The sequence below is a fragment of the uncultured Microbacterium sp. genome (assembly GCF_947489255.1).
GTDB classification, from domain to species: Bacteria; Actinomycetota; Actinomycetes; order Actinomycetales; family Microbacteriaceae; genus Microbacterium; species Microbacterium phycohabitans.
On record NZ_CANLCY010000004.1, the window covers coordinates 36,217 to 61,310 of the forward strand.

At 69.7% G+C, this 25,094-nt stretch carries 22 protein-coding genes; 11 read left to right on the plus strand and 11 right to left on the minus strand.

Annotated elements, in window-relative coordinates; translation table 11 throughout:
- Nucleotides 1-22: 22 nt before the first annotated feature.
- From Q0818_RS10635 to sdhC, 5 genes are all read right to left on the minus strand, one after another.
- The gene (locus Q0818_RS10635) at nt 23-1,222 is read right to left on the minus strand and encodes a YihY/virulence factor BrkB family protein (RefSeq protein ID WP_298874356.1); all 1,200 of its coding nucleotides are present in this window, start codon (nt 1,220-1,222) and stop codon (nt 23-25) included.
- Nucleotides 1,223-1,469: 247 nt separating this feature from the next.
- Complete coding sequence (locus Q0818_RS10640) at nt 1,470-2,255, minus strand: succinate dehydrogenase iron-sulfur subunit (protein WP_058623471.1); 786 nt, start codon at nt 2,253-2,255, stop codon at nt 1,470-1,472.
- Between the two features lies 1 nt (nt 2,256).
- Nucleotides 2,257-4,086, minus strand: coding sequence for a succinate dehydrogenase flavoprotein subunit (gene sdhA / locus Q0818_RS10645; RefSeq protein ID WP_298874361.1), 1,830 nt, complete (start codon nt 4,084-4,086; stop codon nt 2,257-2,259).
- A gap of 46 nt (nt 4,087-4,132) precedes the next feature.
- Nucleotides 4,133-4,591: a succinate dehydrogenase hydrophobic membrane anchor subunit gene (locus Q0818_RS10650; RefSeq protein WP_298874364.1), complete on the minus strand. Its 459-nt coding sequence runs from the start codon at nt 4,589-4,591 to the stop codon at nt 4,133-4,135.
- Nucleotides 4,591-5,025 carry a succinate dehydrogenase, cytochrome b556 subunit gene (gene sdhC / locus Q0818_RS10655; protein WP_013583715.1) on the minus strand — a complete coding sequence of 145 codons (435 nt, stop codon included), beginning with the start codon at nt 5,023-5,025 and terminating at the stop codon, nt 4,591-4,593. Before sdhC ends, Q0818_RS10650 begins: the two co-directional genes overlap by 1 nt.
- Before the next feature lie 212 nt (nt 5,026-5,237).
- Between sdhC and Q0818_RS10660 the strand changes: the two genes are divergently transcribed.
- The 8 genes from Q0818_RS10660 to Q0818_RS10695 all read left to right on the plus strand — a co-directional run bounded on the left by Q0818_RS10660 (nt 5,238) and on the right by Q0818_RS10695 (nt 14,874).
- Complete coding sequence (locus Q0818_RS10660) at nt 5,238-6,356, plus strand: mannose-1-phosphate guanylyltransferase (protein ID WP_298874368.1); 1,119 nt, start codon at nt 5,238-5,240, stop codon at nt 6,354-6,356.
- A gap of 194 nt (nt 6,357-6,550) precedes the next feature.
- Nucleotides 6,551-7,657 (plus strand): BMP family ABC transporter substrate-binding protein, encoded by a 1,107-nt coding sequence (locus Q0818_RS10665; RefSeq protein WP_298874371.1) that lies wholly within the window; start codon nt 6,551-6,553, stop codon nt 7,655-7,657.
- A gap of 162 nt (nt 7,658-7,819) precedes the next feature.
- Nucleotides 7,820-9,340, plus strand: coding sequence for an ABC transporter ATP-binding protein (locus Q0818_RS10670; RefSeq protein ID WP_298874374.1), 1,521 nt, complete (start codon nt 7,820-7,822; stop codon nt 9,338-9,340).
- Nucleotides 9,337-10,701 carry an ABC transporter permease gene (locus Q0818_RS10675; RefSeq protein WP_298874377.1) on the plus strand — a complete coding sequence of 455 codons (1,365 nt, stop codon included), beginning with the start codon at nt 9,337-9,339 and terminating at the stop codon, nt 10,699-10,701. The genes Q0818_RS10670 and Q0818_RS10675 overlap by 4 nt, the downstream gene beginning before the upstream one ends.
- Nucleotides 10,698-11,993, plus strand: a complete 1,296-nt coding sequence (locus Q0818_RS10680) for an ABC transporter permease (RefSeq protein ID WP_298874379.1) — start codon at nt 10,698-10,700, stop codon at nt 11,991-11,993. The genes Q0818_RS10675 and Q0818_RS10680 overlap by 4 nt, the downstream gene beginning before the upstream one ends.
- A 42-nt stretch (nt 11,994-12,035) precedes the next feature.
- Entirely contained in the window at nt 12,036-12,437 is a 402-nt protein-coding gene (locus Q0818_RS10685) for a cytidine deaminase (protein ID WP_298874382.1), read from the plus strand.
- Nucleotides 12,434-13,744, plus strand: coding sequence for a thymidine phosphorylase (locus Q0818_RS10690; RefSeq protein ID WP_298874384.1), 1,311 nt, complete (start codon nt 12,434-12,436; stop codon nt 13,742-13,744). The genes Q0818_RS10685 and Q0818_RS10690 overlap by 4 nt, the downstream gene beginning before the upstream one ends.
- Nucleotides 13,744-14,874 (plus strand): adenosine deaminase, encoded by a 1,131-nt coding sequence (locus tag Q0818_RS10695; protein ID WP_298874387.1) that lies wholly within the window; start codon nt 13,744-13,746, stop codon nt 14,872-14,874. Before Q0818_RS10690 ends, Q0818_RS10695 begins: the two co-directional genes overlap by 1 nt.
- Nucleotides 14,875-15,067: 193 nt before the next feature.
- Here the strand turns inward: Q0818_RS10695 and Q0818_RS10700 are convergent, their stop codons facing one another.
- Nucleotides 15,068-15,748 (minus strand): response regulator, encoded by a 681-nt coding sequence (locus Q0818_RS10700; RefSeq protein WP_298874390.1) that lies wholly within the window; start codon nt 15,746-15,748, stop codon nt 15,068-15,070.
- Nucleotides 15,748-17,334 (minus strand): ATP-binding protein, encoded by a 1,587-nt coding sequence (locus tag Q0818_RS10705; RefSeq protein WP_298874393.1) that lies wholly within the window; start codon nt 17,332-17,334, stop codon nt 15,748-15,750. The genes Q0818_RS10700 and Q0818_RS10705 overlap by 1 nt, the downstream gene beginning before the upstream one ends.
- Nucleotides 17,335-17,504: 170 nt before the next feature.
- Here Q0818_RS10705 and Q0818_RS10710 point away from each other — a divergent pair, with 170 nt between their 5' ends.
- Genes Q0818_RS10710 through Q0818_RS10720 form a run of 3 tightly spaced genes read left to right on the plus strand, consistent with a single transcriptional unit; the run spans nt 17,505 to nt 20,743 of the window.
- Nucleotides 17,505-18,521: a tripartite tricarboxylate transporter substrate binding protein gene (locus tag Q0818_RS10710; protein ID WP_298874396.1), complete on the plus strand. Its 1,017-nt coding sequence runs from the start codon at nt 17,505-17,507 to the stop codon at nt 18,519-18,521.
- Nucleotides 18,518-19,069, plus strand: a complete 552-nt coding sequence (locus tag Q0818_RS10715; protein WP_298874399.1) for a tripartite tricarboxylate transporter TctB family protein — start codon at nt 18,518-18,520, stop codon at nt 19,067-19,069. The genes Q0818_RS10710 and Q0818_RS10715 overlap by 4 nt, the downstream gene beginning before the upstream one ends.
- A 12-nt stretch (nt 19,070-19,081) precedes the next feature.
- Nucleotides 19,082-20,743: a tripartite tricarboxylate transporter permease gene (locus tag Q0818_RS10720; RefSeq protein WP_298874402.1), complete on the plus strand. Its 1,662-nt coding sequence runs from the start codon at nt 19,082-19,084 to the stop codon at nt 20,741-20,743.
- A gap of 83 nt (nt 20,744-20,826) precedes the next feature.
- Here the strand turns inward: Q0818_RS10720 and Q0818_RS10725 are convergent, their stop codons facing one another.
- From Q0818_RS10725 to Q0818_RS10740, 4 genes are all read right to left on the minus strand, one after another.
- Nucleotides 20,827-21,609, minus strand: coding sequence for an alpha/beta hydrolase (locus Q0818_RS10725; RefSeq protein ID WP_298874405.1), 783 nt, complete (start codon nt 21,607-21,609; stop codon nt 20,827-20,829).
- A 119-nt stretch (nt 21,610-21,728) separates the two neighbouring features.
- Nucleotides 21,729-22,880 carry a mannitol-1-phosphate 5-dehydrogenase gene (locus Q0818_RS10730; RefSeq protein ID WP_298874408.1) on the minus strand — a complete coding sequence of 384 codons (1,152 nt, stop codon included), beginning with the start codon at nt 22,878-22,880 and terminating at the stop codon, nt 21,729-21,731.
- The gene (locus Q0818_RS10735; protein ID WP_298874411.1) at nt 22,877-23,314 is read right to left on the minus strand and encodes a PTS sugar transporter subunit IIA; all 438 of its coding nucleotides are present in this window, start codon (nt 23,312-23,314) and stop codon (nt 22,877-22,879) included. Before Q0818_RS10735 ends, Q0818_RS10730 begins: the two co-directional genes overlap by 4 nt.
- Nucleotides 23,315-23,418: 104 nt before the next feature.
- Nucleotides 23,419-25,083 (minus strand): PTS mannitol transporter subunit IICB, encoded by a 1,665-nt coding sequence (locus tag Q0818_RS10740; protein ID WP_298874414.1) that lies wholly within the window; start codon nt 25,081-25,083, stop codon nt 23,419-23,421.
- Nucleotides 25,084-25,094: the final 11 nt, after the last annotated feature.

Here is a 25,094-nt window from a genome sequence, read left to right on the forward strand (position 1 = left end):
GACATCGGCTCATCGCCCGCGGTCAGTCGGGCAGGAGCGACACCCGCCGCGGCGCGGGCACGTCGGCCTCGGCACGGGCCAGCGTCTTCCGCGCGGCGACGAGACGCCGCCGAGCCCGCCATCGCCACGGCCACCGCGCCAGGGCGACAGCGCGTTCGGCTTCGCGCACGCCCACCTGCGCGGCGATGACCAGCGCGGCCTGCTCCATGGCCCGGCGGTCCTCGGGGGAGCGCAGCGGAACGTCGCGATCGCCCGCGGCCACCGCGATCCAGGCGGCGGCCACGAGGATGACGATGCCGATGAAGCGGAACCACAGCAAGAAGCCGATGAGCACCGTGAACGTCGCCAGCAGCGGGTTCGACGGCGTGTAGACGAACAGGAAACCCGCACCGACCTGCAGCACGACGATCCCCGTCGCGCCGACGAGCGCTCCCGGCCAGGCGCGACGCCACGTCAACGTCGTCCCGGTGAGGAAGCGGAACAGCGAGGCGAGCGCGACGGTGTTGATCCCGAACGCGACGATCAGCGACACCAGCCGCGCTCCGATCGACCAGCCGAGGGTCTCCCGGTCCCACCCGATCAGCCCGAACACGAGATCGACCGCGCCGGTGGTGATCGAGCCGAGGAGGGCTCCGACGAGCAGCGAGATCCCGAACAGGATGGATGCCAGGAAGTCGCGCGCCTTGAGCATGACGTAGTTGCGCAGGTCGAACGGCAGCCCGAAGGTGTCGCGGACGGCCCGCCGGGTGAAGGTGACGAAGCCGATCGCCGTCCACACGACCACGACGACGGCCACGATGCCCGTGATGGTCAGCAGACGTCCGCTGTCCTGAGCGACGGCCTCGACCTGATCGCGATCGACGAGGCCGTTCTCGCTGATGAGCCCCGGGACGTAGCTGTTGATGATGCGGATGAGACCGTCGATCGCGGCCGTGCTTCCGCCCAGCCAGATCCCCACCCCCGCGAATGCGAGGTACAGGGCGGAGAACACCGCGAAGAGCCCCTGGTAGCTCATCCCCGCGGCGAGCAGGAACCCGTTGTGGCGCAGGAAATGCCGCCAGACCCGGATGGGGAACCATCGCGCGATCCTCGCGGCCCGGGCGATGGGCTGATCCAGACGCTCGAGCACGGCGCTCTGCGCGGCTTCGAGGCGGTCGCGCAGCGACGTGTCGTCGTCACGCACCGCGGGCAGCGGTCGTGGGTCGGCGTGCGTCTCGGTCACCCGTCGAGCCTAATGAATGGATGCCGCTCCTCCGCGGACCGCGGTGCTTCGCGGCATCCGCCCCCGCGCTCGCGAAAGCGCATCGTTCTCGCAGCGCTGGGCGCGCTGCATCCGCCTTCGCTGCGATCTGCGAGATCCGGCCCCGGCCGCGTCGCCGCTCCCGCGACCCTGTGCTCCCGCACACGCGATGCCGGGAACGCCGAACGGCGGGGCGCCGGAGCGCACCCGCCGTTCGAGAGGGGAGAGGTCAGCGACCGCCGCGCAGCACGGCCTGCTTGACCTCGGCGATGGCCTTGGTGACCTCGATGCCGCGGGGGCACGCCTCGGTGCAGTTGAAGGTCGTGCGGCAGCGCCATACGCCTTCCTTGTCGTTGAGGATGTCGAGGCGCACATCGCCCGCGTCGTCGCGCGAGTCGAAGATGAAGCGGTGCGCGTTGACGATCGCGGCGGGGCCGAAGTACTGCCCGTCGGTCCAGAACACGGGGCACGACGAGGTGCACGCGGCGCAGAGGATGCACTTGGTCGTGTCGTCGAAGACCTCGCGGTCGACGATCGACTGGACGCGCTCCTTGCCGGGCTCGGGCTTCGAGTTCGAGATCAGGAACGGCTGCACCTCGCGGTAGGAGGCGAAGAACGGCTCCATGTCGACGATGAGGTCCTTCTCGAGGGGCAGACCCTTGATCGCCTCGACGTAGATGGGCTGCGAGATGTCGAGATCCTTGATCAGCGTCTTGCAAGCCAGGCGGTTGCGACCGTTGATGCGCATCGCGTCCGAGCCGCAGATGCCGTGCGCACACGAGCGGCGGAACGACAGCGACCCGTCGACCTCCCACTTGATCTTGTGCAGGGCGTCGAGCACGCGGTCGGTGGAGTACAGCTCCACGTCGTAGTCGACCCAGCGCGGCTCGTCGTCGACCTCGGGGTCGAAGCGGCGGATGTTGAAGGTGACGAGGAACGACTGGATGCCGGTGTCCTCAGGAGTCTGCTCGACCTCGTCCGAGGTGTCGACCTGCTCGATGACGGTGGATGCCATCTCAGTACTTCCTCTCCAGCGGCGGGTAGCGCAGCTCCCCGGCCTCGTTCTTGGTGAAGACCACGGGCTTCCAGCCGAGTTCGATGTGATCGGCGGGGTGCGACGAGTGGGGGTCGCCCGACAGGTACGCCATGGTGTGCTGCATGTAGTTCTCGTCGTCGCGCGTCGGGAAGTCGTCGCGCATGTGACCGCCGCGGCTCTCCTCGCGGTTCTGCGCCGAGTAGACGACCACCTCGGCGAGGTCGAGCAGGAAGCCCAGCTCGACCGCCTCGAGCAGGTCGGTGTTGAAGCGCTTGCCCTTGTCGTCGACGTGGATGTTCTTGTAGCGCTCGCGCAGGTCGGCGATCACGTCCATGACGTGAGCCAGCGACTCGTGCGTGCGGAACACCTGCGCGCCCTTGTCCATCTCGTCCTGCAGCGTCTTGCGCAGCACCGCGATGCGCTCGGTACCGCTGTTGTTGCGCAGGCCCTCGATGAGCCCGCGCACCTCGGCGGCCGGGTCTTCGGGCAGCGGCACGAAGTCGGCGGTCTTGACGTACTCGACGGCGTTGCGGCCGGCGCGCTTGCCGAAGACGTTGATGTCGAGCAGCGAGTTGGTGCCCAGGCGGTTCGAGCCGTGCACCGAGACGCACGCGCACTCGCCGGCGGCGTACAGACCCGGCACGACCGTGTCGTTGTCGGCGAGCACCTCGGCCTTGATGTTGGTGGGGATTCCGCCCATCGCGTAGTGCGCGGTCGGCATGACCGGCACGGGCTCGACCACCGGGTCGACGCCGAGGTAGGTGCGGGCGAACTCGGTGATGTCGGGGAGCTTCGTCTCGAGCACCTCGGCACCCAGGTGCGTGCAGTCCAGCAGCACGTAGTCGCGGTGGGGTCCCGCGCCGCGACCCTCGGCGACCTCCTGCACCATGCAACGGGCGACGATGTCGCGGGGTGCCAGGTCTTTGATGGTGGGGGCGTAGCGCTCCATGAAGCGCTCACCGCTCGCGTTGCGCAGGATCGCGCCCTCGCCGCGCGCACCCTCGGTGAGCAGGATGCCGAGACCGGCGAGACCGGTCGGGTGGAATTGGAAGAACTCCATGTCCTCCAGCGGCAGGCCCTTGCGCCACACGATGCCGACGCCGTCACCGGTGAGGGTGTGGGCGTTGGAGGTGGTCTTGAAGATCTTGCCGAAGCCGCCGGTCGCGAAGACCACGGCCTTGGACTGGAACACGTGCAGCTCGCCCGTGGCGAGGTCGTAGGCGACCACGCCCGCGACCTGCGTCTTGCCCGCGGCATCCTTCACCGTGATGAGGTCGAGCACGTAGAACTCGTTGAAGAAGTTGATGCCGAGCTTGACGCAGTTCTGGAACAGCGTCTGCAGGATCATGTGACCGGTACGGTCCGCGGCGTAGCACGCGCGGCGCACGGGGGTCTTGCCGTGGTCGGCCGTGTGACCGCCGAAGCGGCGCTGGTCGATCTTGCCCTCGGGCGTGCGATTGAACGGCAGGCCCATGTTCTCGAGGTCGATGACGGCGTCGATGGCCTCTTTGGCGAGGATCTCCGCGGCATCCTGGTCGACGAGGTAGTCGCCGCCCTTGATGGTGTCGAAGGTGTGCCACTCCCAGGAGTCCTCTTCGACGTTGGCCAGTGCCGCGGCCATGCCGCCCTGCGCCGCACCGGTGTGCGAGCGGGTGGGGTAGAGCTTGGAGATGACCGCGGTCTTCGCGCCGGGGCCGGCCTCGATGGCCGCGCGCATGCCGGCGCCGCCGGCTCCGACGATGACGACGTCGAACTGGTGGTAGTGGACGCCGTCCTTGACGACGGAGTCCGAAGAAGTCTGAGTGCTCACGTGTGCGATACCTCTGCTGTCAGGGGAAAGAAGGGATGCCACAGGCTCACGCCGCCTGGCACACGTCCCACAGGGAGCTGCTCTCGGTCACGCCGAGGCAGGGGTCGAAGGTGAAGACGACGAGCGTGCCGAGCAGGATGAGGAACCCGGCCGACACCCACAGCGACCCGACCAGGATGCTGCGGATGCGGGCGTTCGTGACGTAGTCGTTGACGATCGTGCGCATGCCGTTGGCGCCGTGGATGAGGGCCAGCCACAGCATCAGCACGTCCCACCACTGCCAGAACGGCGAGGCGAGCTTGCCCGCGACGAACGCGAAGTCGATCTGGTGGATGCCGTCGCCCGTCATGAGGTTGACGAACAGGTGGCCGAAGATCAGGACGATCAGCAGCACGCCGGAGGCGCGCATGTAGATCCAGCCCCACTTCTCGAGGTTGGTGCCCTTCTTGCGCACGGAGGGCGTGCGGGGGGCGGGGATCGTGGCGGCTTCTTGGGCGACGGACATCAGTGGCTCCCGGTGACGGCGCTGAAGACGTTGATGAGGTGGCGCGGGGTGAACCCGAGCATGGTGACGACCCAGAGGCCGAGCACGCCCCACCACAGCTGGCGCTGATGACGCGTGGCCCACGGCCAGAAGTCGACCAGGATGATGCGCAGCCCGTTGAACGCGTGGTACGCGATCGCGCCGACCAGTGCCACCTCGCCGAGACCCATGATCGGGTTCTTGTAGGTGCCGATGACGGCGTCGTAGGCCTCGGGCGACACGCGGATCAGCGCCGTGTCGAGGATGTGCACGAGCAGGAAGAAGAAGATCGCCACACCGGTGATGCGGTGAAGGACCCACGACCACATGCCTTCACGGCCGCGGTAGAGAGTGCCGCGAGGCCTCTTCGAAGTGGTCTCTTTCACCGACGGCGTGGCACGTGCTGGTGCTGACACGGTCGTCCTCCCTGATCGAACACGGTGTGAGACCCACGCGGGTCCGAGCGTCACACGGGCGCCATCAAATACTACGTCCGGCCTATGAACGGCGGGGATTAGGCCCGCCTAAGACTCTCTCGACATCGAGATAGTTCCGGATGCCGACACCCCACGCTTCACCTGGACCGCCGCCGTGGGTCCGCGCGCCCGCGACCACTAGGGTCGGAGCCATGGCCGACCTCGCTATCGACGACTTCTACGCCGTGATCCCCGCCGGAGGGATCGGCAGCCGCCTGTGGCCCCTCTCGCGGGCCGACGCCCCGAAGTTCCTGCACGATCTCACCGGATCGGGGCAGACGCTGCTCCGCGACACGTGGGACCGTCTCGCTCCGCTGTCGGGCGCCGACCGCATCGCGGTCGTGACCGGCCGCGCCCACCGCGCCGCCGTCGAGCGGGAGCTCCCGGGCGTGCCCGACCACAACGTCTTCCTCGAGTCCGAGCCGCGCGACTCCTCCGCCGCGATCGGCCTCGCCGCCGCGATCCTCGTGCGCCGCGAACCCGACGTCATCATCGGCTCCTTCGCCGCCGACCACGTCATCCGTCAGACGCGTCAATTCGACTTCGCCGTGCGCCAGGCCGTGGCGGTCGCGCGGGCCGGGTACATCTGCACCATCGGCATTCAGCCCAGCGAACCCTCCGTCGGATTCGGGTACATCAAGCAGTCCGACGAGCTCATCGTCGACGACGCCCCCGAGGCGTACATGGTCGAGCGCTTCGTCGAGAAGCCCGACCTCGACACCGCGAAGGCGTACTTCTCCGACCGCGCCTACCTGTGGAACGCCGGCATGTTCATCACTCGTGCCGACGTGCTGCTGGCGGAGCTCGCGGTGAACGAGCCCGAGCTGCACGCGGGCCTGCTCGAGCTCGCCGAGGCGTGGGACGACCGCGACCGTCGCGGGCCCGCCGTCGACCGCATCTGGCCCGGGCTGAAGAAGATCGCCATCGACTACTCGGTCGCCGAGCCCGCCGCCGAGAAGGGGCGCCTGGCGGTCATCCCCGGCCACTTCGACTGGGACGACGTGGGCGACTTCGCGAGCCTGTCGAAGCTCAACTCCTCGGGCGGCCGCAACGAGCTGGCGATCCTCGGCGAGGACGCCCGCGTGCTCTCCGACGCGTCCAGCGGCATCGTCGTCTCGCAGACCAAGCGCGTGATCAGCCTCATCGGCGTGCGCGACATCGTCGTGGTCGACACCCCCGACGCGCTCCTGGTGACCACGAGTGAGAACGCCCAGCGGGTGAAGGGCGTCGTCGACGCGCTCAAGCTCACCGGTCGCGGCGACGTCCTCTGACACCGGATGCCGCTCCGCGTGGCATCCAGTGTCTGCCTCCCCGTCGCGTGTGGCGGTCGCGTGACGCGAGATTGCGTCTTTGTAACCATTGCTGCGCGCGAGCCTCTCGGGGACGCAAGCGCGCCGACACAGTAGGTAACGTGACGGGATCGTCCCCCGAACCCGTTGGGGGCATCCGTCTTGGAGGACCATTCGTGAAGACCACGAAGAAGGCCGTCGTCAGCGGCCTCGCCATGATCGGCGCCGCGGCGCTGCTCGCCGGTTGCGGCGCCGCACCCGAGAGCAACGGCGCATCCGGTGGTGCCGCCGCCGGCGCCAGCGACTACCTGCCCTGCATGGTGTCCGACTCGGGTGGATTCGATGACAAGTCGTTCAACCAGCTCGGCAAGGAGGGCCTCGACGCCGCCGCTTCCGAGCTCGGCTCGAAGAAGCCCATCGAGGTGCAGTCGCAGTCCGAGACCGACTTCGCGTCGAACCTGCAGAACCTGGTCGACCAGGGCTGCAACACCATCATCACCGTCGGCTTCCTTCTCGCCCCCGCGGCGCTGGAGTCCGCCACGGCGAACCCGGACCTGCAGTACGTCTCGATCGACGACACCGTCGACCAGAACTTCGACGGCACCACCGACGCCCCGAACATCAAGCCGATCATCTTCGACACCGCCCAGGCGGCGTACCTCGCGGGCTACCTCGCCGCAGGCACCTCGAAGACCGGCGTCGTCGGCACCTTCGGCGGCATGAACATCCCGACCGTGACGATCTTCATGGACGGCTTCGCCCAGGGCGTCGAGAAGTACAACACCGACAACAACGCCTCCGTGCGCGTCGTCGGGTGGGACCGCACCGCCAAGGACGGCTCGTTCACCGGTGGCTTTGAGGCCAACGACACCGCGCGTCAGACCGCGCAGGCGATCATCGACCAGAACGTCGACGTTCTGCTGCCCGTCGGCGGCCCGATCTACCAGTCGGCCGCCGTGGCCATCCAGGACTCCGGTCGTGAGATCGCGCTCGTCGGCGTCGACGCCGACGTGTACGAGACCGACCCGTCCATCGGCGACCTGCTGCTGACCTCGATCCTCAAGGGCATCGACGTGGGCACGAAGGACGCGATCGTCGCCGCGGGCGAGGGCTCGTTCGACACCGCTCCGTTCATCGGCACCCTCGAGAACGACGGCGTGGGCCTGGCCCCGTTCCACGACTGGTCCGACCGCGTCCCGGCCGACCTGTCGTCGAAGGTGGACGCCCTGAAGGCCGACATCATCAGCGGAAAGATCAAGGTCGAGTCCTACCTGGCCGGCTGAGAGACCTCCACTCCTAGGGGAGGCTGGCGTGATGCCGGCCTCCCCTCCTCATGGAACGGGCGCCCGCCGCCCCTCCTCCCCAGACGCCGATCCGCTCACGAGGCGGGTCGGTCTCGTCGGACGCCTCCCGCGTCCGATGCCACAGAACTTAGGATCGGGAACATGAAGCTCGAACTCCGCGGGATCACGAAAACCTTCGGGTCCCTGGTGGCGAACGATCACATCGACCTCACCGTCGAGGCCGGAGAGATCCACTGCCTGCTCGGCGAGAACGGTGCCGGCAAGTCCACCCTGATGAACGTCCTCTACGGCCTCTACCAGGCAGACGGAGGAGAGATCCTGCTCGACGACGCCGTCCAGCATTTCTCCGGCCCCGGCGATGCGATGCGCGCCGGAATCGGCATGGTGCACCAGCACTTCATGCTCATCCCCGTTTTCACGGTGGCCGAGAACGTCATGCTCGGCCATGAGCCCACCAAGGTGGGCGGTCGTCTCGACCTCGCCGCCGCCCGCGCGAAGGTGCGCGAGATCTCCGACCGGTTCGGGTTCGACGTCGATCCCGATGCCCTCGTCGACGACCTCCCCGTCGGCGTGCAGCAGCGCGTCGAGATCATCAAGGCCCTCTCGCGCGACGCGAAGGTGCTCGTGTTCGACGAGCCCACGGCCGTGCTCACCCCTCAGGAGACCGACGAGCTCATGGCGATCATGCGCCAGCTCAAGGCCTCAGGGACCTCGATCGTCTTCATCACCCACAAGCTCCGCGAGGTGCGCGAGGTCGCCGACCGCATCACGGTCATCCGCCTGGGCAAGGTGGTCGGCGAGGCCGACCCGCGCGCGTCGAACGCCGAGCTGGCTTCGCTCATGGTCGGCCGTGCGGTCGAGCTCACCGTGCAGAAGGAGGAGCCGAAGCTCGGCGAGGTCGGTCTGTCGGTGTCGAACCTGACGGTCGTCGACCCCATCGGCCAGCTCGTCGTCAACGACGTCAGTTTCGAGGTGCGGCGCGGAGAGGTCCTCGCGATCGCGGGTGTGCAGGGCAACGGCCAGACGGAGCTCACCGAGGCCCTGCTGGGGCTCCAGGAGCGCGTCGAGGGGTCCGTCGTGCTCGACGGCACAGAGTTGAACGGGCAGAGCGTTCGCGCCGTCCTCGACGCGGGTGTCGGTTTCGTCCCCGAAGACCGCAAGGAAGACGGCCTGGTGGGGGAGTTCTCGATCGCCGAGAACCTCATGCTGGACCGGGCCGACGGCGCGCCCTTCGTCAAGGGCGGCGCGATCCAGCTGTCGACCCTCGCCGACTTCGCGCGCGAGAAGGTCGCCGAGTTCGACGTGCGCACGCCCTCGATCGAGACCGCCGTCGGTCGGCTCTCGGGCGGCAACCAGCAGAAAGTCGTGCTGGCGCGCGAGCTGAGCCGCGAGCTGCGTCTCTTCGTCGCAGCGCAGCCGACGCGCGGCGTCGACGTCGGTTCCATCGAGTTCATCCATAAGCGCGTCATCGAGACGCGCGACGCCGGGGTCCCCGTGATCGTGGTCTCCACCGAGCTCGACGAGGTGACCGCCCTCGCCGATCGCATCATGGTGATGTACCGCGGTCGCGTCGTGGGCATCGTCCCCGGCGACACCTCGCGCGACGTGCTGGGCCTCATGATGGCCGGCGAAGCGCCCCAGAACGAAGGAGTCGCGGCGTGAGCGATCCGCACAGCCCGCACGACCCGACCGCTGCGCGCGCCGATCGCGCCGCGGAGGTCGCCGAGGCCGGTCAGGCCGACGTCGCCCTCGAGGGCGAGTCGAAGGTCGACGCCGCCGCCGGCGCCCGCGTGGTCGCCCCCGAGCCGGCCGGCGACGAGAACCGCTGGCGGCGGGCGTTCCGCGAGATCGCCACCGGAAACGCGATCATCTCCGTGCTGGCCGTCATCCTGGCGCTCATCGTGGGCGCCATCATGATCGCCGCCACCGACGAGACCGTGCAGGCCGCCGCGGGGTACTTCTTCGCGCGACCGGGCGACACGCTCTCCGCCATCTGGCAGTCGGTCTCGGGTGCGTACTCGTCGTTCTTCCAAGGCGCGATCTACAACTTCCGTCGTCCGGAGTTCGCCACCGGCATCCGCCCGTTGACCGAGACACTCACCTTCGCCACGCCGCTCATCGCGGCCGGTCTCGGTGTCGCGCTGGCGTTCCGCGTCGGGATGTTCAACATCGGTGGTCGAGGGCAGATGCTCGTCGCCGCCGCGGCCGGCGGGTGGGTCGCCTTCGCGTTCGACCTGCCGTGGGGTATCCACATGATCGTCGCCCTCGTCGCGGGTGTCGTCGCGGGAGCCGTCTGGGCCGGCATCGCCGGTGTGCTCAAGGCGCGCACCGGCGCGCACGAGGTGATCGTGACGATCATGCTGAACTACGTCGCTTTCTACATCGTCTACTACCTGCTGCGCACCCCCGGGCTGCTGCAGGCGCCGGGGTCGAATAACCCGACGACGCCGCCGATGAAGGACACCGCGGTGTTCCCCGATCTCTTCGGCTCCGGGTACAACCTGCACTTCGGTTTCGTGCTCTCGCTCGTCGCCGTCGTGGTGGTGTGGTGGATCCTCGAGCGCTCGTCGCTCGGTTTCCGCTTCCGGGCCGTCGGCCTCAACCCCAACGCCGCGCGCGTGGCCGGCATCAACGTCAAGTCGATGTACGTGTACGCCATGCTCATCTCGGGAGGGCTCGTCGGCCTCGCTGGCGTCGACCAGGTGCTCGGCACGGTGACCACCGGGTTCTCCAGCGGCATCGACGCAGGCATCGGCTTCGATGCCATCACGGTGGCTCTACTCGGTCGCTCCACCCCCGTCGGCGTGCTGGTCGCCGGCATCCTGTTCGGTGCGTTCAAGGCCGGCGGCTTCGCCATGCAGGCCGCCAACGGCGTTCCGGTCGACATCGTCCTGGTCGTGCAGTCGCTCATCGTGCTCTTCATCGCGGCGCCGCCGCTGGTGCGCGCGATCTTCCGCCTGCCGGCCCCCGGGGCGCGCCAGCCCAAGGTGCGCGCCGCCAAGAAGAAGGAGGCGGCCCGGTGAGCACCACCGCCGCACACCCGGAGGCCGCGTCCTCCGAGGCGCTCGACACCGCCGTCGTCGTCAGCTGGAAGGCGCCCATCGTCTACGGCGTCATCACGGTGCTGGCCGCCGTGCTGTTCGTCGTCGCCCGTCAGGACGGAGACGCGGTCTTCCGCATCTCGAGCCCCGGCGAGTTCCTGCAGTTGCCCGAGGTCGTCCTCGGCGGCGTCGTCACCGGCATCGTCTGCACGGTGCTGCTCGCGCTGGTCACGCTCGCGAGCGTGCTCATGGTGCGCGCGCGCCGGCGTCCGCCGATCTGGCTCGCCGTGATCTTCGCCCTGGTGTTCATGGTCGGCTTCCTCACGTGGGCGGCCGCAGGGGCGACCACCTCGGTGATCCCGCTGACCGGTCTGCTCGCCGGTGGGCTCAGCCTGTCGGTCCCGCTGATCTTCGGCGCCATGGCGGGCGTGCTCAGCGAGCGCGTCGGCGTGGTGAACATCGCCATCGAGGGCCAGCTGCTGGCAGGAGCCTTCACGTCCGCGATCGTCGCCACCGCGACGGGCAACCCGTTCATCGGCCTCCTCGCCGCGGGCGTCTCCGGTGTGCTCGTGTCGTTCGTCCTGGCCGCTTTCGCGATCAAGTACTTCGTCGACCAGGTGATCGTCGGTGTCGTGCTCAACGTGCTCGTGGTGGGTCTGACGAGCTTCCTGTTCTCGCAGGTGCTGGCGCCCAACGCCGCGACGTTGAACTCGCCGCCCCGCTTCCCGCGTCTGCCGATCCCGTTCCTGGCCGATATCCCCATCATCGGACCGATGCTGTTCAACCAGACGATCATCGTCTACCTGATGTACGTCACGGTCGCGCTGGTGTACGTCGGGCTGTTCCACACGCGCTGGGGGCTGCGTCTGCGCGCGGTGGGGGAGCACCCGCAGGCCGCCGACACGGTCGGCATCAACATCGCGAAGACCCGGTTCTGGAACGTCTCGCTCGGCGGCGCCATCGCGGGCCTCGGCGGCGCGTTCTTCACGCTGGGCTCCGTCGGTGCGTTCAACAAGGAGATGACGGCCGGCGCCGGATACATCGCCCTCGCGGCGGTCATCTTCGGCCAGTGGGACCCCATCCGCGCCACCCTCGCGGCCCTGCTGTTCGGGTTCGCGTCGAACCTGCAGAACACCCTCGGCGTGATCGGATCGCCCGTGCCCAGCGAGTTCATGCTCATGCTGCCGTACGTGGTGACGATCTTCGCCGTCGCCGGTCTCGTCGGAAAGGTCCGCGGCCCCGCGGCCGCCGGCAAACCATATATCAAGGGCTGACCCAGCCCGCTTCCCCTTCACGAGAGGACCCTCTGCACCACGATGACCGACATCGACTGGGATGAACTCCGCGCCGCGGCGACGGACGCCATGCATCGCGCGTACGCGCCCTACTCCCGCTTCAAGGTGGGCGCCGCGGCGCTCGTCGCCGACGGGCGCATCGTCTCGGGGTGCAACGTCGAGAACGCGTCCTACGGCGTGACCCTGTGCGCCGAGTGCGGCCTGGTGTCCGAGCTGCACATGTCCGGAGGCGGCCAGCTCGTCGCCTTCGTGTGCGTCGACGGCGAGGGGCGCACGCTCATGCCGTGCGGCCGCTGCCGACAGCTGCTGTTCGAGCACGCCATCCCGGGGATGCTGCTCGAGACCGTCAGCGGCATCCGCACCATCGACGAAGTGCTGCCCGACGCCTTCGGCCCGCGCGACCTCGAGGAGGCGGCCCGATGACCCTTCGACAGGCTCAGGGACCGGTGGAGTCGTATGACGCCGTCGACATCATCCGCTCCCAGCGCGACGGCAAGGCCATCACCGAGGGCGAGATCCGCTGGCTCGTCGACGCCTACACGCGCGGCTACGTCATGGACGCCCAGATGTCGGCGTTCACGATGGCGGTGCTGCTCAACGGCCTCGGACGCGATCAGATCCGCGTGCTGACCGACGCGATGATCGCCTCGGGCGAGCGCATGGATTTCGGATCCCTCGGCAAGGTCACCGTCGACAAGCACTCCACGGGTGGTGTCGGCGACAAGATCACGTTGCCGCTCGCACCCCTCGTCGCCGCTTTCGGCGTCGCGGTGCCGCAGCTCTCGGGCCGCGGTCTCGGCCACACCGGTGGCACGCTCGACAAACTCGAGTCGATCCCGGGCTGGCGCGCGGCGCTGTCCAACGACGAGATCATGGCGCAGCTGCGCGACGTGGGCGCGGTCATCTGCGCCGCGGGCACGGGCCTCGCCCCCGCCGACAAGAAGCTGTACGCGCTGCGCGACGTCACGGGCACGGTCGAGGCCATTCCGCTGATCGCCTCGAGCATCATGTCGAAGAAGATCGCGGAGGGCACCGATTCGCTCGTGCTCGACGTGAAGTTCGGTTCGGGTGCCTTCATGCAGGACATCGAGCGCGCGCGCGAGCTCGCCGAGACGATGGTTGCGCTGGGCACCGACTCGGGCGTGAACACCACGGCCCTGCTCACCGACATGAACACCCCGCTCGGTCTCGCCATCGGCAACGCCAACGAGGTGCGCGAGTCGGTCGAGGTGCTCGCCGGGGGCGGACCCGCCGACGTCGTCGAGCTGACCGTCGCCCTGGCCCGCGAGATGCTCACGCTCGCCGGTCAGCCGGATGCCGACGTCGAGGCGGCGCTGAAGGACGGTCGCGCGATGGACGTCTGGAAGCGCATGATCCGCGCCCAGGACGGCGACCCGGATGCCGCCCTCCCCACGCCGCGCGCGACCCACACGGTCGTCGCCGAGCGGTCGGGCGTCGTCTCTCGCATCGACGCGCTGCCGTTCGGCATCGGCGCATGGCGCCTCGGTGCCGGGCGCGCGCGGGCGGAGGACGCCGTCGTGCACGCCGCGGGCATCGACCTGCACGTGACCGTCGGCCAGTCCATCACCGCCGGTCAGCCGCTGTTCACCCTGTCGGCCGACGATGAGACGCGCTTCGCGCGCGCGCTCGACGCCGTCGAGGGTGCGTGGCAGATCGGCGACACCGCCCCGGCGGCGACGCCGATCGTGCGGGAGCGGATCACCGCCTGATGGCATCCGGAAAGAAGGACACCGTGGCATCCGACGACTTCCGTATCGGTCGCACGAAGATCGCCGATCTGCCCAAGGTCTCGCTGCACGACCACCTCGACGGCGGTCTTCGGCCGCAGACGGTGCTCGAACTGGCCGACGAGGTCGGTCTCGACCTGCCCGCCGACGACGCGAAGAGCCTGGAGGCGTGGTTCTCCGACCACATCGACGGCGGTTCGCTCGAGGACTACCTCGAGAAATTCGACGCGACCGTCGGCGTGATGCAGACGCGCGAGGGTCTCGTGCGGGTGGCCCGGGAGTTCGTCGAAGACCTCGCCGCCGACGGCGTCGTCTACGGCGAGGTCCGCTGGGCGCCGGAGCAGCACCTCACGCGCGGCCTGAGCTTGGACGAGGTCGTGGACGCCGTCCAGGAGGGCATCGAGGAGGGTGAGGATGCCGCGGACGCCCGCGGTCACGACATCCGCGTCGGTCAGCTGCTCACCGCCATGCGCCACACCGACACCTCCCGCGAGATCGCCGAGCTCGCCGTCGCGTGGCGCGGGCGCGGCGTGGTCGGGTTCGACCTCGCCGGGGCCGAGGACGGGTTCCTCCCCAGCCGTCACCGCGCGGCGTTCGACTACCTCGCCGAGCAGTTCTTCCCGACGACCGTGCATGCGGGTGAGGGTGCCGGTCTGGCATCCATCCGCTCCGCGCTGATCGACGGACGCGCCCTCCGCCTCGGTCACGGCGTGCGCATCGCGAACGACCTCGACGTGGTCTCCCGCGAGGGCGAAGACGTGCAGGTCACCTTCGGCGACCTGGCGCGCTGGGTGCGCGACCGCGAGATCACGCTCGAGCTCTCGCCGACGTCGAACCTGCAGTCCGGCGCCGTCACGGCGTGGGGCGACACCATGGACGCCCACCCGTTCGACCTGCTCTACCAGCTCGACTTCTCGGTCACCGTGAACGTCGACAACCGCCTGATGAGCGCCACGACGCTCACCCGCGAGCTGGGGCTGCTGGCGGAGGCGTTCGAGTACGACCTCGATGACCTCGAGGCCTTCCAGCTGAACGCCGCCGCGGGGGCCTTCCTCCCGGTCGAGGAGCGCGAGGAGCTCATCGAGATCATCAGCGAGGGCTTCCAGCGCTGAGTCTCGTCGAGGGGGCGCGTACCTGCCGGTGCGCGCCCCTTCGCCGTTCGCGGGCACGCCTTCCGCCCGTGGACGATGGTCGAGTGTCCCCGACACCCGGGATGGCGTGCGGGGTCGTCCGGGTGTTCTGGACACTCGAGGAGGATGCGTGCCGGGGCGGCCAGCTGCGCGGCGCGCGAGGCTCCGCGTCGGGCTATGCCGGCGGGGTGGCGACCGTGTAGCGGGTGCTCGGCCGGCCGGCGGTGGAGTAGTCGAGGCTGCGGACGCACTCGCCGTCGTCGGCGAGGTGCTCCAGGTATCGCCGACAGCTCACCCGCGACAGACCGAGATGGTCGGCGACCTCGGCCGCGCTCGCCGAGCGGAGATCGCCGATGGCGGTGCGCACCAGGTCGAGCGTGGGTTGCGACAGCCCCTTCGGCAAGGGCCGCCGTGTCGCCGGTCGCATGACCGCATCCACGCCCCGCTGATTGAGCGATCCCGCCATCGCCGCGGACGAGCGGCGCTCCGCCAGCACATCGTCGATGCGGGCGTGCAGCTCGCCCGCGGTGAACGGCTTGACCAGATAGTGCTGCACCCCCATCAACCGCGCTGTGCGCACGGTGTCGACGTCGCGCGCGGCGGTCACGGCGATGACCTCGGGTTGGTCGAGCCCGGCATCCCCGCGCACGGCGCGGAGGGCGTCCAGACCGGAGAAACCCGGCAGGTGCACGTCGAGCAGCACGAGATCGGGTCGGAGTTCCTTCACCGCCGCCACGGCATCCGGTCCGGTTCCGGCCGTCCCCACCACCTCGCACGCGGCGTGGGCGGCGACGAACAGGCCGTGCAGCGAGGCGACCGCGGGCTGGTCGTCGACGACGAGGACGCGCAGCACCATCACGAGACCCGCTCGGGTTCGGGGAGCAGGACCTCGAAGCGGGCGCCGCCCAGGGGCGAACGCGAGACACGCGCGTGGCCGCCGCGACGACGCGCGACGCGCCGCACCAGGGCGAGGCCGATGCCACGCGCGCGGTGCCGGGTGTCCTTGGTGCTGACTCCCTCCTCGAACACGCGGTCGTGGAGCGCCTCGGGCACCCCCGCGCCGCTGTCGTCGACGATGATCCGCACGGCGGCGGTCGTGGCGTCCACCGTCACCCTCAGACGATCGCCCGGGCGACAGGCCTCCAACGCGTTGTCGAACAGGTTGCCCACCACGGTCACGATGTCGCCGACCGCATCGGCCGGCGGCGTGCCGTCGGCGACGATCTCGAGCGCGACGTCGAGCTCGCGCGATCGCGCCAGCTTCACCGCCAACAGCGCGGTCAGTTCGCTGCCGAGGCCCGCGGCATCCGGCCCCAGATCCAGCGACCCGCCCGGACGCACGCGCGCGATGAAGTCCCGGGCCTCGTCGTACGCGCCGAGTTCGAGCAATCCCGAAACCACGTGCAGGGAATTCGCGAACTCGTGCGCCTGGGCGCGCAGGCCCTCGGTCAGCGACTGCTGGCCGTCCATCTGCCGCAACGCCTCGTGCAGTTCGCTGTGGTCGCGCAGCAGCAGGGTCGCACCGACCAGGCGCCCCCGGTCGTCGCGCAGGCCCGTCGAACGGGCGATCACGGGACGCTCCCCGGCGAGCACCAGACGGCCGCCGGGCTCGCCGTCCTCCATCACCTGCAGGAGCGGGCCGTCGAGCGTCTCGTCGGCACGGCGGCCCTGCAGGGGACCGCGGTCGATGATGCGCTCGGCGGCGTCGTTCGCGCTCGTGACGACGCCGCGATGATCGACGCGGATCACTCCCTCGCTCAGGCGGTGCAGCATGGTCTCGCGCTCACCGACCATCTCGGCGATCTCATCGGGTTCGAGTCCGAAGATCCGTCGGCGGATGAGAGCCGCCACCCAGGCCGCGCCGAACACTCCCGCCACGGCTGCTCCGCCGAACGCGAGCAGCAGCCCCGGCAGCCTCGCCTGCAGATCGGCCGCCAGCTCCGACTCCAGCACGCCCACCGACACCGACCCGATGATCTCGGCACCCGCGTCGTCCTCGCCGGTGTCGCCGTCGGCGTAGACGGGCACCTTCACCCGGTACGACTCGCCGAGCGTGCCCGTCTCGGTGCCCGACCACACCTGCCCCGACAGCGGGATCGACGGGTCGGTCGACACGCCCTCGCCGATGCGGTCGGGGTTCGGGTGCGAGAAGCGGATGCCGTCGACGTCGGTGACCACCACGTAGGTGAGCGACGACGCCTCCCGGATGACCTCGGCGACCGGTTGGATGACCGCTGCGGGGTCGGGGTCGTCGAACGCTTCGACGATGACGGGCAGGCGCGCGATCGACAGAGCGACACCGACCATGCGTTCGCGGTAGGAGTCGCGGATCGCGCTCTCCTGGATCCACACGGCGACGAGCCCCGCCCCGAGGGTCACGACGCACACGATCGACGCCTGCAGCAGCAACAGCTGCAGTCTCAGCGACAGTGCTCGGACCACGCTCCATTCTCACCCGGCCGCCGACCGGCGCCGAGTGCGGATCGCGACCAATAGTTGCCGAACTCGTTCTTAGTTGCGCAAGCGCGACGGCATCCGGGTGCTCTGCCTACCGTGAGCGATCAACGGGGAGGCGACGGCGCCTCACCCGAACTCGAAGAGGAGTACCGCGCATGCGTCGCACCACCATCGCCCTCGTCCCCCTGGCCGCGCTGTCGCTCGCGGCCCTCACCGGCTGCAACCCGCAGGGCGCGGGCGCCGGCGGAGCCGCCGCCTCTCAGGACGCCGCGGCGATCGACTCCGTGAACATCGTCGTCCCCGCCGACCCCGGCGGCGGCTGGGACCAGACCGGCCGCGCCGTCTCCGACGTGCTCACCGGCGACGAGCTCGTCGGCACCGCGGCCGTGAGCAACGTCGGCGGCGCCGGCGGCACGGTCGGTCTCGCCTCGCTCGCCAACGAACGCGACCCCTACACGCTCATGGTCACGGGCCTGGTGATGGTCGGAGCCGTCGAGACCAACGCCGCCGAGAACCGCATCGAGGACACCACCCCGATCGCCCGCCTCACCGAGGAGCCCCTCGTGGTCGTGGTCCCCGCTGCGAGCGAGTACCAGACGCTGAAGGATCTCGTCGACGCGGTCGTCGCCGACGGTCAGGGCGTCACCATCACGGGCGGCTCGGCCGGCGGCGCCGACCACATCCTGGCGGGGCTCCTGCTCGAGGAGGCGGGGCTCTCGGGCGCCGACATCACCTCGAAGCTCAACTACGTGCCCAACGCCGGCGGCGGAGAGGCGGTGTCGCTGCTGCTGGGGAACAACGCGGCAGCAGGGATCTCGGGAGTCGGCGAGTTCGCCGAGTACGTCGAGTCGGGTGACCTGCGCGCCCTCGCCGTCTCGAGCGAAGAGCCCGCGGCGCTTCTGCCCGACGTGCCGACCATGACGAGCGAGGGCTACGACGTCGTCTACACGAACTGGCGCGGGCTGCTCGCCCCCGGGGGGATCAGCGAGGCGGATGCCGAGGGCCTGACCCGGCTCGTCACCGACATGCACTCCTCCGACGCCTGGAAGAGCGTGCTCGAGGAGCGGGGCTGGACCGACGCCTTCCTGACGGGAGACGAGTTCACCTCCTTCGTCGAGGAGAACATCGTCGACGTCTCGGGCACCCTGAAGAACATCGGGCTGGTGTCGTGACGACCACCGACGCACCGGGGGCGGCGACCGTTCGCCCCCGGTGGGGCGCCGACCGGATCGGCAACGCGATCTTCGCGGGCGTCGTCTTCGGTCTCGGCGTCTTCGCCCTCGTCGGGGCCTTCGCCATCCGCGTCCCGGCGGGGGCGGCGATCGGCCCTCAGGTGTTCCCCTTCGCCGTCGCGGTCATCCTGCTCGGCTCCGGCGCCGCGCTCGTCATCGCCGCGTTGCGCGGCCAGGTGGCACCGCGCGAAGAGGGCGAGGACATCGACCCGGATGCCAAGACGGACTGGTTCACGATCCTGAAGCTCGTCGCCCTGCTGGTCGCCGTGCTGCTGCTTCTCGAACTGCTCGGCTGGTGGATGGTCGCCGCGTTGCTGTTCGGCGGCGTGGCATGGAGCCTCGGCGCCAAGCGCCCGTGGGTCGCCTTCCTCGTCGGTCTCGTCATCGGCATCGGCACCCAGCTCCTCTTCGGTGAGGGCCTGGGCCTCTTCCTTCCCCGCGGGGCCGCCTTCGACTGGTGGTACGGCCCCGGACCCCTGTTCGGCTAGGAGACCGTCGACATGGATGCTGTCAACTCCCTCATGGAGGGCTTCGCCACCGCGTTGCAGCCGGAATACCTGCTGTTCGCGCTCCTCGGCGTCATCATCGGAACCGCCGTCGGCGTGCTCCCGGGCATCGGGCCGGCCATGACCGTCGCCCTCCTGCTGCCCCTGACCTACTCGCTGTCGCCGACAGCGGCCATCATCACCTTCGCGGGGATCTACTACGGCGGGATGTACGGGGGCTCGACCACCAGCATCCTGCTGAACACGCCGGGTGAGTCGGCATCCGTCATCACCGCCATCGAGGGCAACAAGATGGCCAAGCTCGGCCGCGGCGCGGCGGCTCTGGCGACGGCGGCGATCGGGTCCTTCGTCGCCGGGACGATCGCCACGGTGCTGCTGACCCTGTTCGCCCCGCTGCTCGCGCGCGTCGCCGTGAACCTGTCGCCCGCCGACTTCGTGGCCCTCATCGTGGTGGCCTTCGTCACCGTCGGGGCGCTGCTCGGGTCATCGCCGGCTCGAGGTCTCGCCTCGCTCGGCATCGGTCTGCTGGTCGGGCTCATCGGGACCGAGGCGACCACCGGTCAGGCGCGGTACACGATGGGCGTCCTGGCGCTGTCGGACGGCGTGAGCGTCGTGCTCGTGGCCGTCGGCCTGTTCGCGGTGGGGGAGACCCTGTACGTCGCCGCTCGTCTGCGCCACGGACCCATCCCCGTCATCCCGGTCACACGCGGATGGCGCAATTGGATGACCAAGGAGGACTGGCGTCGTTCGTGGAAGCCGTGGCTGCGCGGGACCTTCATCGGCTTCCCGATCGGAACGATCCCCGCCGGCGGTGCGGACGTCGCGACCTTCCTGTCGTACGCGAGCGAGAAGAAGCTGTCGAAGAACCGGGAGCAGTTCGGCCGCGGGGCCATCGAGGGCGTCGCCGGACCCGAGGCGGCCAACAACGCCGCCGCGGCCGGCGTGCTCGTGCCGCTGCTGACCCTGGGGCTCCCGACGACGGCGACGGCGGCCATCATCATCACGGCGTTCCAGTCCTACGGCATCCAGCCCGGTCCTCAGCTCTTCCAGAACCAGGGCGATCTGGTGTGGGCGCTGATCGCGAGCCTGTACATCGGCAACGTGCTGCTGATCGTGCTGAACCTGCCGCTGGCGGGGCTGTGGGTGAAGGTGCTGCAGATCCCGCGTCCGTACCTGTACGCCGGCATCCTCACCTTCGCGGTGCTGGGCGCGTACGCGGTGAGCTTCTCGACGCTCGACATCGTGATCCTGCTGATCGTGGGGGCGCTCGGGTACTTCATGCGGCGCTTCGGCTTCCCGATCGCGCCGCTCATCGTGGGGCTGATCCTGGGCCCCATGGGCGAGCAGCAGCTGCGCAAGGCGCTGCAACTGAGCCAGGGCAACGTCGCCGACCTCGTGCTGCACCCCTTCGCCGCGTCGGCGTACGTGCTGCTGGCGGTGTTCCTCGTGGTGGGGCTGTGGCTCAAGCGCCGTCAGAGCCGCTACGAGCGGGCCCTGGAGGCCTCGCTCGCCGCGACCGAGGGGCACCCGCAGGCCGGCGTCGACCACCTGTGGGAGCCGGGGGAGCGTCCGACCGACGTGCGCACCGACACGATCCGAGCGGAGCTCGCGGCCGAGAGGGCCCGGGCCGCGCGGGGCGAGCCACCGCAGCCCTGACGCCTCGAGTGTCCAGGACACGCCGTATCCCGGCCGCGGGGTGCGGCGTGTCCTGGACGCTCGACGTCGCGCGACGGCCGGGGTCAGGGGCGCGGCAGGAAACCAGCGAACTGTTCGGCGATGATCCGGTCGACCTCGGCCGGATCGGCGGTGGGGGTGCCGTCGCCCGGCTGCGGGCCGTAGGCGCCGAACGACGCGTGCGAGGCGCCGGGGATCTCGACGAAGGTCGCGTCGGCGGGCAGTTCGCCCGCGGCATCCGCGATCTTCTGCGGGGTGGACAGGCCGTCCTCCGATCCCGACAGGCTCAGCACGGGCAGTCCGGATGCCGACAGGTCGTTCGCGCAGTACGAGGCGAAGAGCACGAGCGCATCGGCGTCGGTCGCGAGCTGGCACGCGCGCACTCCGCCGAGCGAGTGACCGCCCACCGCCCACGTCGAGACATCGGGCGCGAGGTCGGTGAACGTCGACAGGGGACGGGGATCGAAGAACGCCAGGTTCAGCCAGGGCTTGGTGATCACGACGGTGACACCGTCGTCGACGACCGTGTCGGCGAGGGTCGCGATGTACCCCTCGGCCTCCACCTTGGCCCCCGGGATGAACACCAGTCCCTGTCCGGTCGCGCCGGCGGTGGGGGAGAGCACGATGCCCGCGCCGTCGTCGCTGATCGCCAGACCGGGGTTCGCCTCGGCCTCGGCGAGGGGGCCCGCCTCGGCCCCCATGACGCCGACCTGGCTGTAGATCAGGATGCCGCCGACCAGCAGCACGACGATCGCACCGAGGCCGCCGAGGGTCCAGCGCAGCCATCGGCGTCGGCGGCGCGGCGCGGGGGCGGCGGACGGATCGGTGGGGCGCGTGCTGTCGGTCACGTCCCCGAGCGTATCCCCGGGCTCGCCGCGCCGCGCGGCGCGGCGCTGAACGGCGTCGAGCGCGAACACGACACCGCCGACGCGCCGCTCGCTGCGGCCGCGTCGGCGGTGTCGGAGGTTCAGGAGGCCAGGGCCGCCTGTCGTGCGGAGACGACCTCCACGACCCGCCCGAACAGCGGGTGCGCGCGGTCGAGGCCGGTCACCTGGGCGGTGAACGCCTCGGCGTCGAGCTCGCGCAGCAGACGCTGCAGCTCGACGGCCTGAGTGTCCTCGGCATCCACGAACTCCAGGGCCGCGGCCATCGCGGCCACGAGCGCGTCGACGGGCAGACCCCGCTCGATCGCCTCGGCCGCAGGACCCACGAAACGTTCGTGTCGAGAGAGCTTGCGCAGCGGCTGGCGACCGACGCGCCACACGGTGTCGGGGAGGGCGGCGTTGCGGAAACGGCGCAGGATCGTCGCGCGGTACTCGCCCTGCACCTGGGCGTCGAGCTCGTGCTTCTGCACGAGCAGTGCGCTGGTCTCCTCGAGCGCCGCCTCGACCTTGGCCGCGATCGCGGGGTCGGCGAGGGCGTCGGAGATGCGCTCGATGCCCGCCTGCGCCCCGAAGTACGCGGTGGTGGCGTGGCCGGTGTTGACCGTGAAGAGCTTGCGCTCGATATAGGGCTCGAGGTCGTCGACGAAGTGCGCGCCGGGGATGTGCGGCGGGGTGTCGCCGAACGGCGCCCGCTCGATCGCCCACTCGTAGAACGGCTCGACGGTGACGTCGACGCCGCCCTGGGCCTGCGCCGGGACGATGCGATCGACCGCGGTGTTGGCGAAGACGGCACGGGATGCCAGAGCATCCCACGCCTCACCGGCGAGCTCGACGACGTGGTCGCGCAGCTGGTCGGTCGCGCCGATGGCGTTCTCGCACGCCATGACCTGCAGCGCCGGCAGCGACGGATCGCGCAGCGCGAGACCGGCGACGATGTGCGGAGCCACGAATTTCAAGATGGTGGGACCGACGGCGGTCGTGACCACGTCGGCGGTGGCGATCTCGTCGACCAGGGCCTCGGCATCCACCGAGCTGTCGATGGCGCGGAAGTTCGTCACCTGCTTGTCGACGCCGCCCTCGCCCACCTCGTGGACCGTGTACGACGAGGCGTCGTTGATCGCGGAGACGAGAGCTGCGGAGACGTCGGAGAAGACGAGGTCGTACCCGCCCTCGTGCAGCAGGAGCCCGACGAAGCCGCGGCCGATGTTGCCGGCGCCGAAGTGGACGGCCTTCATGCGTTGACGGAACCCGCGAGGGCCTCGTAGAGCTCCTCGGGGGAGGAGGCGGCCTTCAGGCGCGCGACGTCGTCCTCCTCGGAGAAGAGGATGGCGATCTGCGACAGGATCTCGAGGTGCTCGTCGCCCTTGCCGGCGATGCCGATGACGAAGGTCACGGGCTCTCCGCCCCAGTCGACGCCGCCGTCGTAGCGCACGACCGACAGACCGGAGGCGAGGATGGCCTGCTTGGTCTCGTTGGTGCCGTGCGGGATGGCGAGCTCGTTGCCCATGTAGGTCGAGACCGTCTCCTCGCGCTGCTGCATGGCGGCGAAGTACGCCTCGGTCACGGACCCGGTGGCCTGGAGCAGGTCGGCCGCCTCTTTCATCGCCTCCTCGCGGGTGGCGCTCCCGGGGTGGATGCGGACGGATTCGATGCGGAGGACGTTCGACATGGTTCTCGCCTTTCTCGTCGTGCTGTCCAGCCTGGCAAAACGCGGGCCGGACGGGAAGACGCCAGGGGCCGGGCTGACGCTCCGGCCCCTGGCGTGGTAGGGGATTACTTGGCTTCGTGCTGAGCGCGGACCATCTCCACGACCTCGTCGTACCGCGGCGAGTTCATGAAGTTGTCCACCGACACGTGAACCGAGTCGGGCGACTGCGCCTTCGCGCGGTCGGTGAGCTGGTTCTGCGTGATGACCAGGTCGGCCGAGCCGTCGAGGTTCGCGATGGCCTGGTTGGTGACCGTGACGCCCTCGATGCCGGCCTTCTTGATTTTGTTGCGCAGGACGCTCGCGCCCATCGCGGAGGAGCCCATGCCGGCGTCGCAGGCGAACACGATGTTGTTCAGCTGCTTCGTGGCGACCCCGCCCTCGAGACCGCCGAGCGCGGCGTCGACATCGCGGTCGGCCGTCTCGGTGGTGCCCGAACCGGTGGTGCCGGCGGCGCGGGTGCGGAGGGCGCCCAGGGTGGACGACTCCTTGCCCTTGTTGGCGGCGGTCTGGTCGATCGCGGCGGCGAAGCTGTCGCCCTCCGCCTCGGCGTCGCGCTTGCGCGAGGCGCGGAGGATGATGCCCGCGATGAGGAAGGTCACCACGGCGGCGACGACCACCGAGAGGTAGACCACGAGCACATTGCCCACTCCGCCACCGGCCGCGGCGGCCGTCACGGCGATGATGCTGCCGGGGGCTGCCGGGAACACCAGGCCACCGCCGAAGATCATGTTGGTCGCGACGCCCGAGGCGCCACCGGCGATGAGCGCGAGGATGGTCGCGGGCTTGGCGAGGGCGTACGGGAAGTAGATCTCGTGGATGCCACCGAGGAACTGGATGACGATCGCGCCCGGAGCTGAAGCCTTGGCGGCGCCGACACCGAAGAACGTGAACGCCAGCAGCAGACCCAGGCCGGGGCCGGGGTTCGCCTCGATGAGGAAGAGGATCGACTTGCCGCTCTCCGCCGCCTGCTCGATGCCGAGCGGGGTGAACACGCCGTGGTTGATGGCGTTGTTGAGGAACAGCACCTTGGCGGGCTCGACGATGATCGACAGCACCGGGAGCAGGTTGAACTGCACGAGGAACGCGACGATGCTGCCGAGGACCGCGCTGATGCCGAGGAAGACGGGACCGAAGGCGAAGAAGCCGACGATCGCGAGGATCATGCCGAGGATGCCGGCGGAGAAGTTGTTCACGAGCATCTCGAAGCCGGGGCGGATCTTGCCGTCCCACAGCTTGTCCATCTGCTTGGTGATCCAGGCCGCGAGCGGGCCCATGATCATCGCGCCGAGGAACATCGGGATGTTGGTGCCCACGATCACGCCCATGACGGCGATGGTCGCGACCACGCCACCGCGCGCGCCGTAGACGATGCGTCCACCGGTGTTGGCGATGAGAAGGGGCAGCAGGTAGGTGATCATGACGCTCACCAGACCGACGTAGCCCTGGTAGGTGCTGCCGTCGGCGTTCGCGGTCAGCGCGGTCGCCGCTCCCGGCCATCCGATGGTGGCGGCGTCACCACCGCCGCCGAGGATCTCGGCGACCGGGGCCCAGTGCCAGCCGAAGGGGCTGTTCGCACCGAAGAACCCGGCGGGGATGAAGAGCATGGTGATGAAGCCCCATGCGATGAATGCCGCGATGTTCGGCATGATCATGCCGGAGAGGAACGTACCGAATCGCTGTACCGCGATCCGCGCTCCTCCCGGCTTCTTGGCGGGTGACGTCGTCGTCATTGCTGTGTCTC

Coding starts and splice junctions, on each gene's coding strand:
- Q0818_RS10690 (WP_298874384.1), top strand. CDS start 12,434: ATGACCCTTCGACAGGCTCAGGGACCGGTGGAGTCGTATGACGCCGTC.
- Q0818_RS10740 (WP_298874414.1), bottom strand. CDS start 25,083: ATGACGACGACGTCACCCGCCAAGAAGCCGGGAGGAGCGCGGATCGCG.
- Q0818_RS10685 (WP_298874382.1), top strand. CDS start 12,036: ATGACCGACATCGACTGGGATGAACTCCGCGCCGCGGCGACGGACGCC.
- Q0818_RS10710 (WP_298874396.1), top strand. CDS start 17,505: ATGCGTCGCACCACCATCGCCCTCGTCCCCCTGGCCGCGCTGTCGCTC.
- Q0818_RS10670 (WP_298874374.1), top strand. CDS start 7,820: ATGAAGCTCGAACTCCGCGGGATCACGAAAACCTTCGGGTCCCTGGTG.
- Q0818_RS10720 (WP_298874402.1), top strand. CDS start 19,082: ATGGATGCTGTCAACTCCCTCATGGAGGGCTTCGCCACCGCGTTGCAG.
- Q0818_RS10695 (WP_298874387.1), top strand. CDS start 13,744: ATGGCATCCGGAAAGAAGGACACCGTGGCATCCGACGACTTCCGTATC.
- Q0818_RS10730 (WP_298874408.1), bottom strand. CDS start 22,880: ATGAAGGCCGTCCACTTCGGCGCCGGCAACATCGGCCGCGGCTTCGTC.
- Q0818_RS10660 (WP_298874368.1), top strand. CDS start 5,238: ATGGCCGACCTCGCTATCGACGACTTCTACGCCGTGATCCCCGCCGGA.
- Q0818_RS10700 (WP_298874390.1), bottom strand. CDS start 15,748: ATGGTGCTGCGCGTCCTCGTCGTCGACGACCAGCCCGCGGTCGCCTCG.
- Q0818_RS10735 (WP_298874411.1), bottom strand. CDS start 23,314: ATGTCGAACGTCCTCCGCATCGAATCCGTCCGCATCCACCCCGGGAGC.
- Q0818_RS10640 (WP_058623471.1), bottom strand. CDS start 2,255: ATGGCATCCACCGTCATCGAGCAGGTCGACACCTCGGACGAGGTCGAG.
- Q0818_RS10650 (WP_298874364.1), bottom strand. CDS start 4,591: ATGTCCGTCGCCCAAGAAGCCGCCACGATCCCCGCCCCCCGCACGCCC.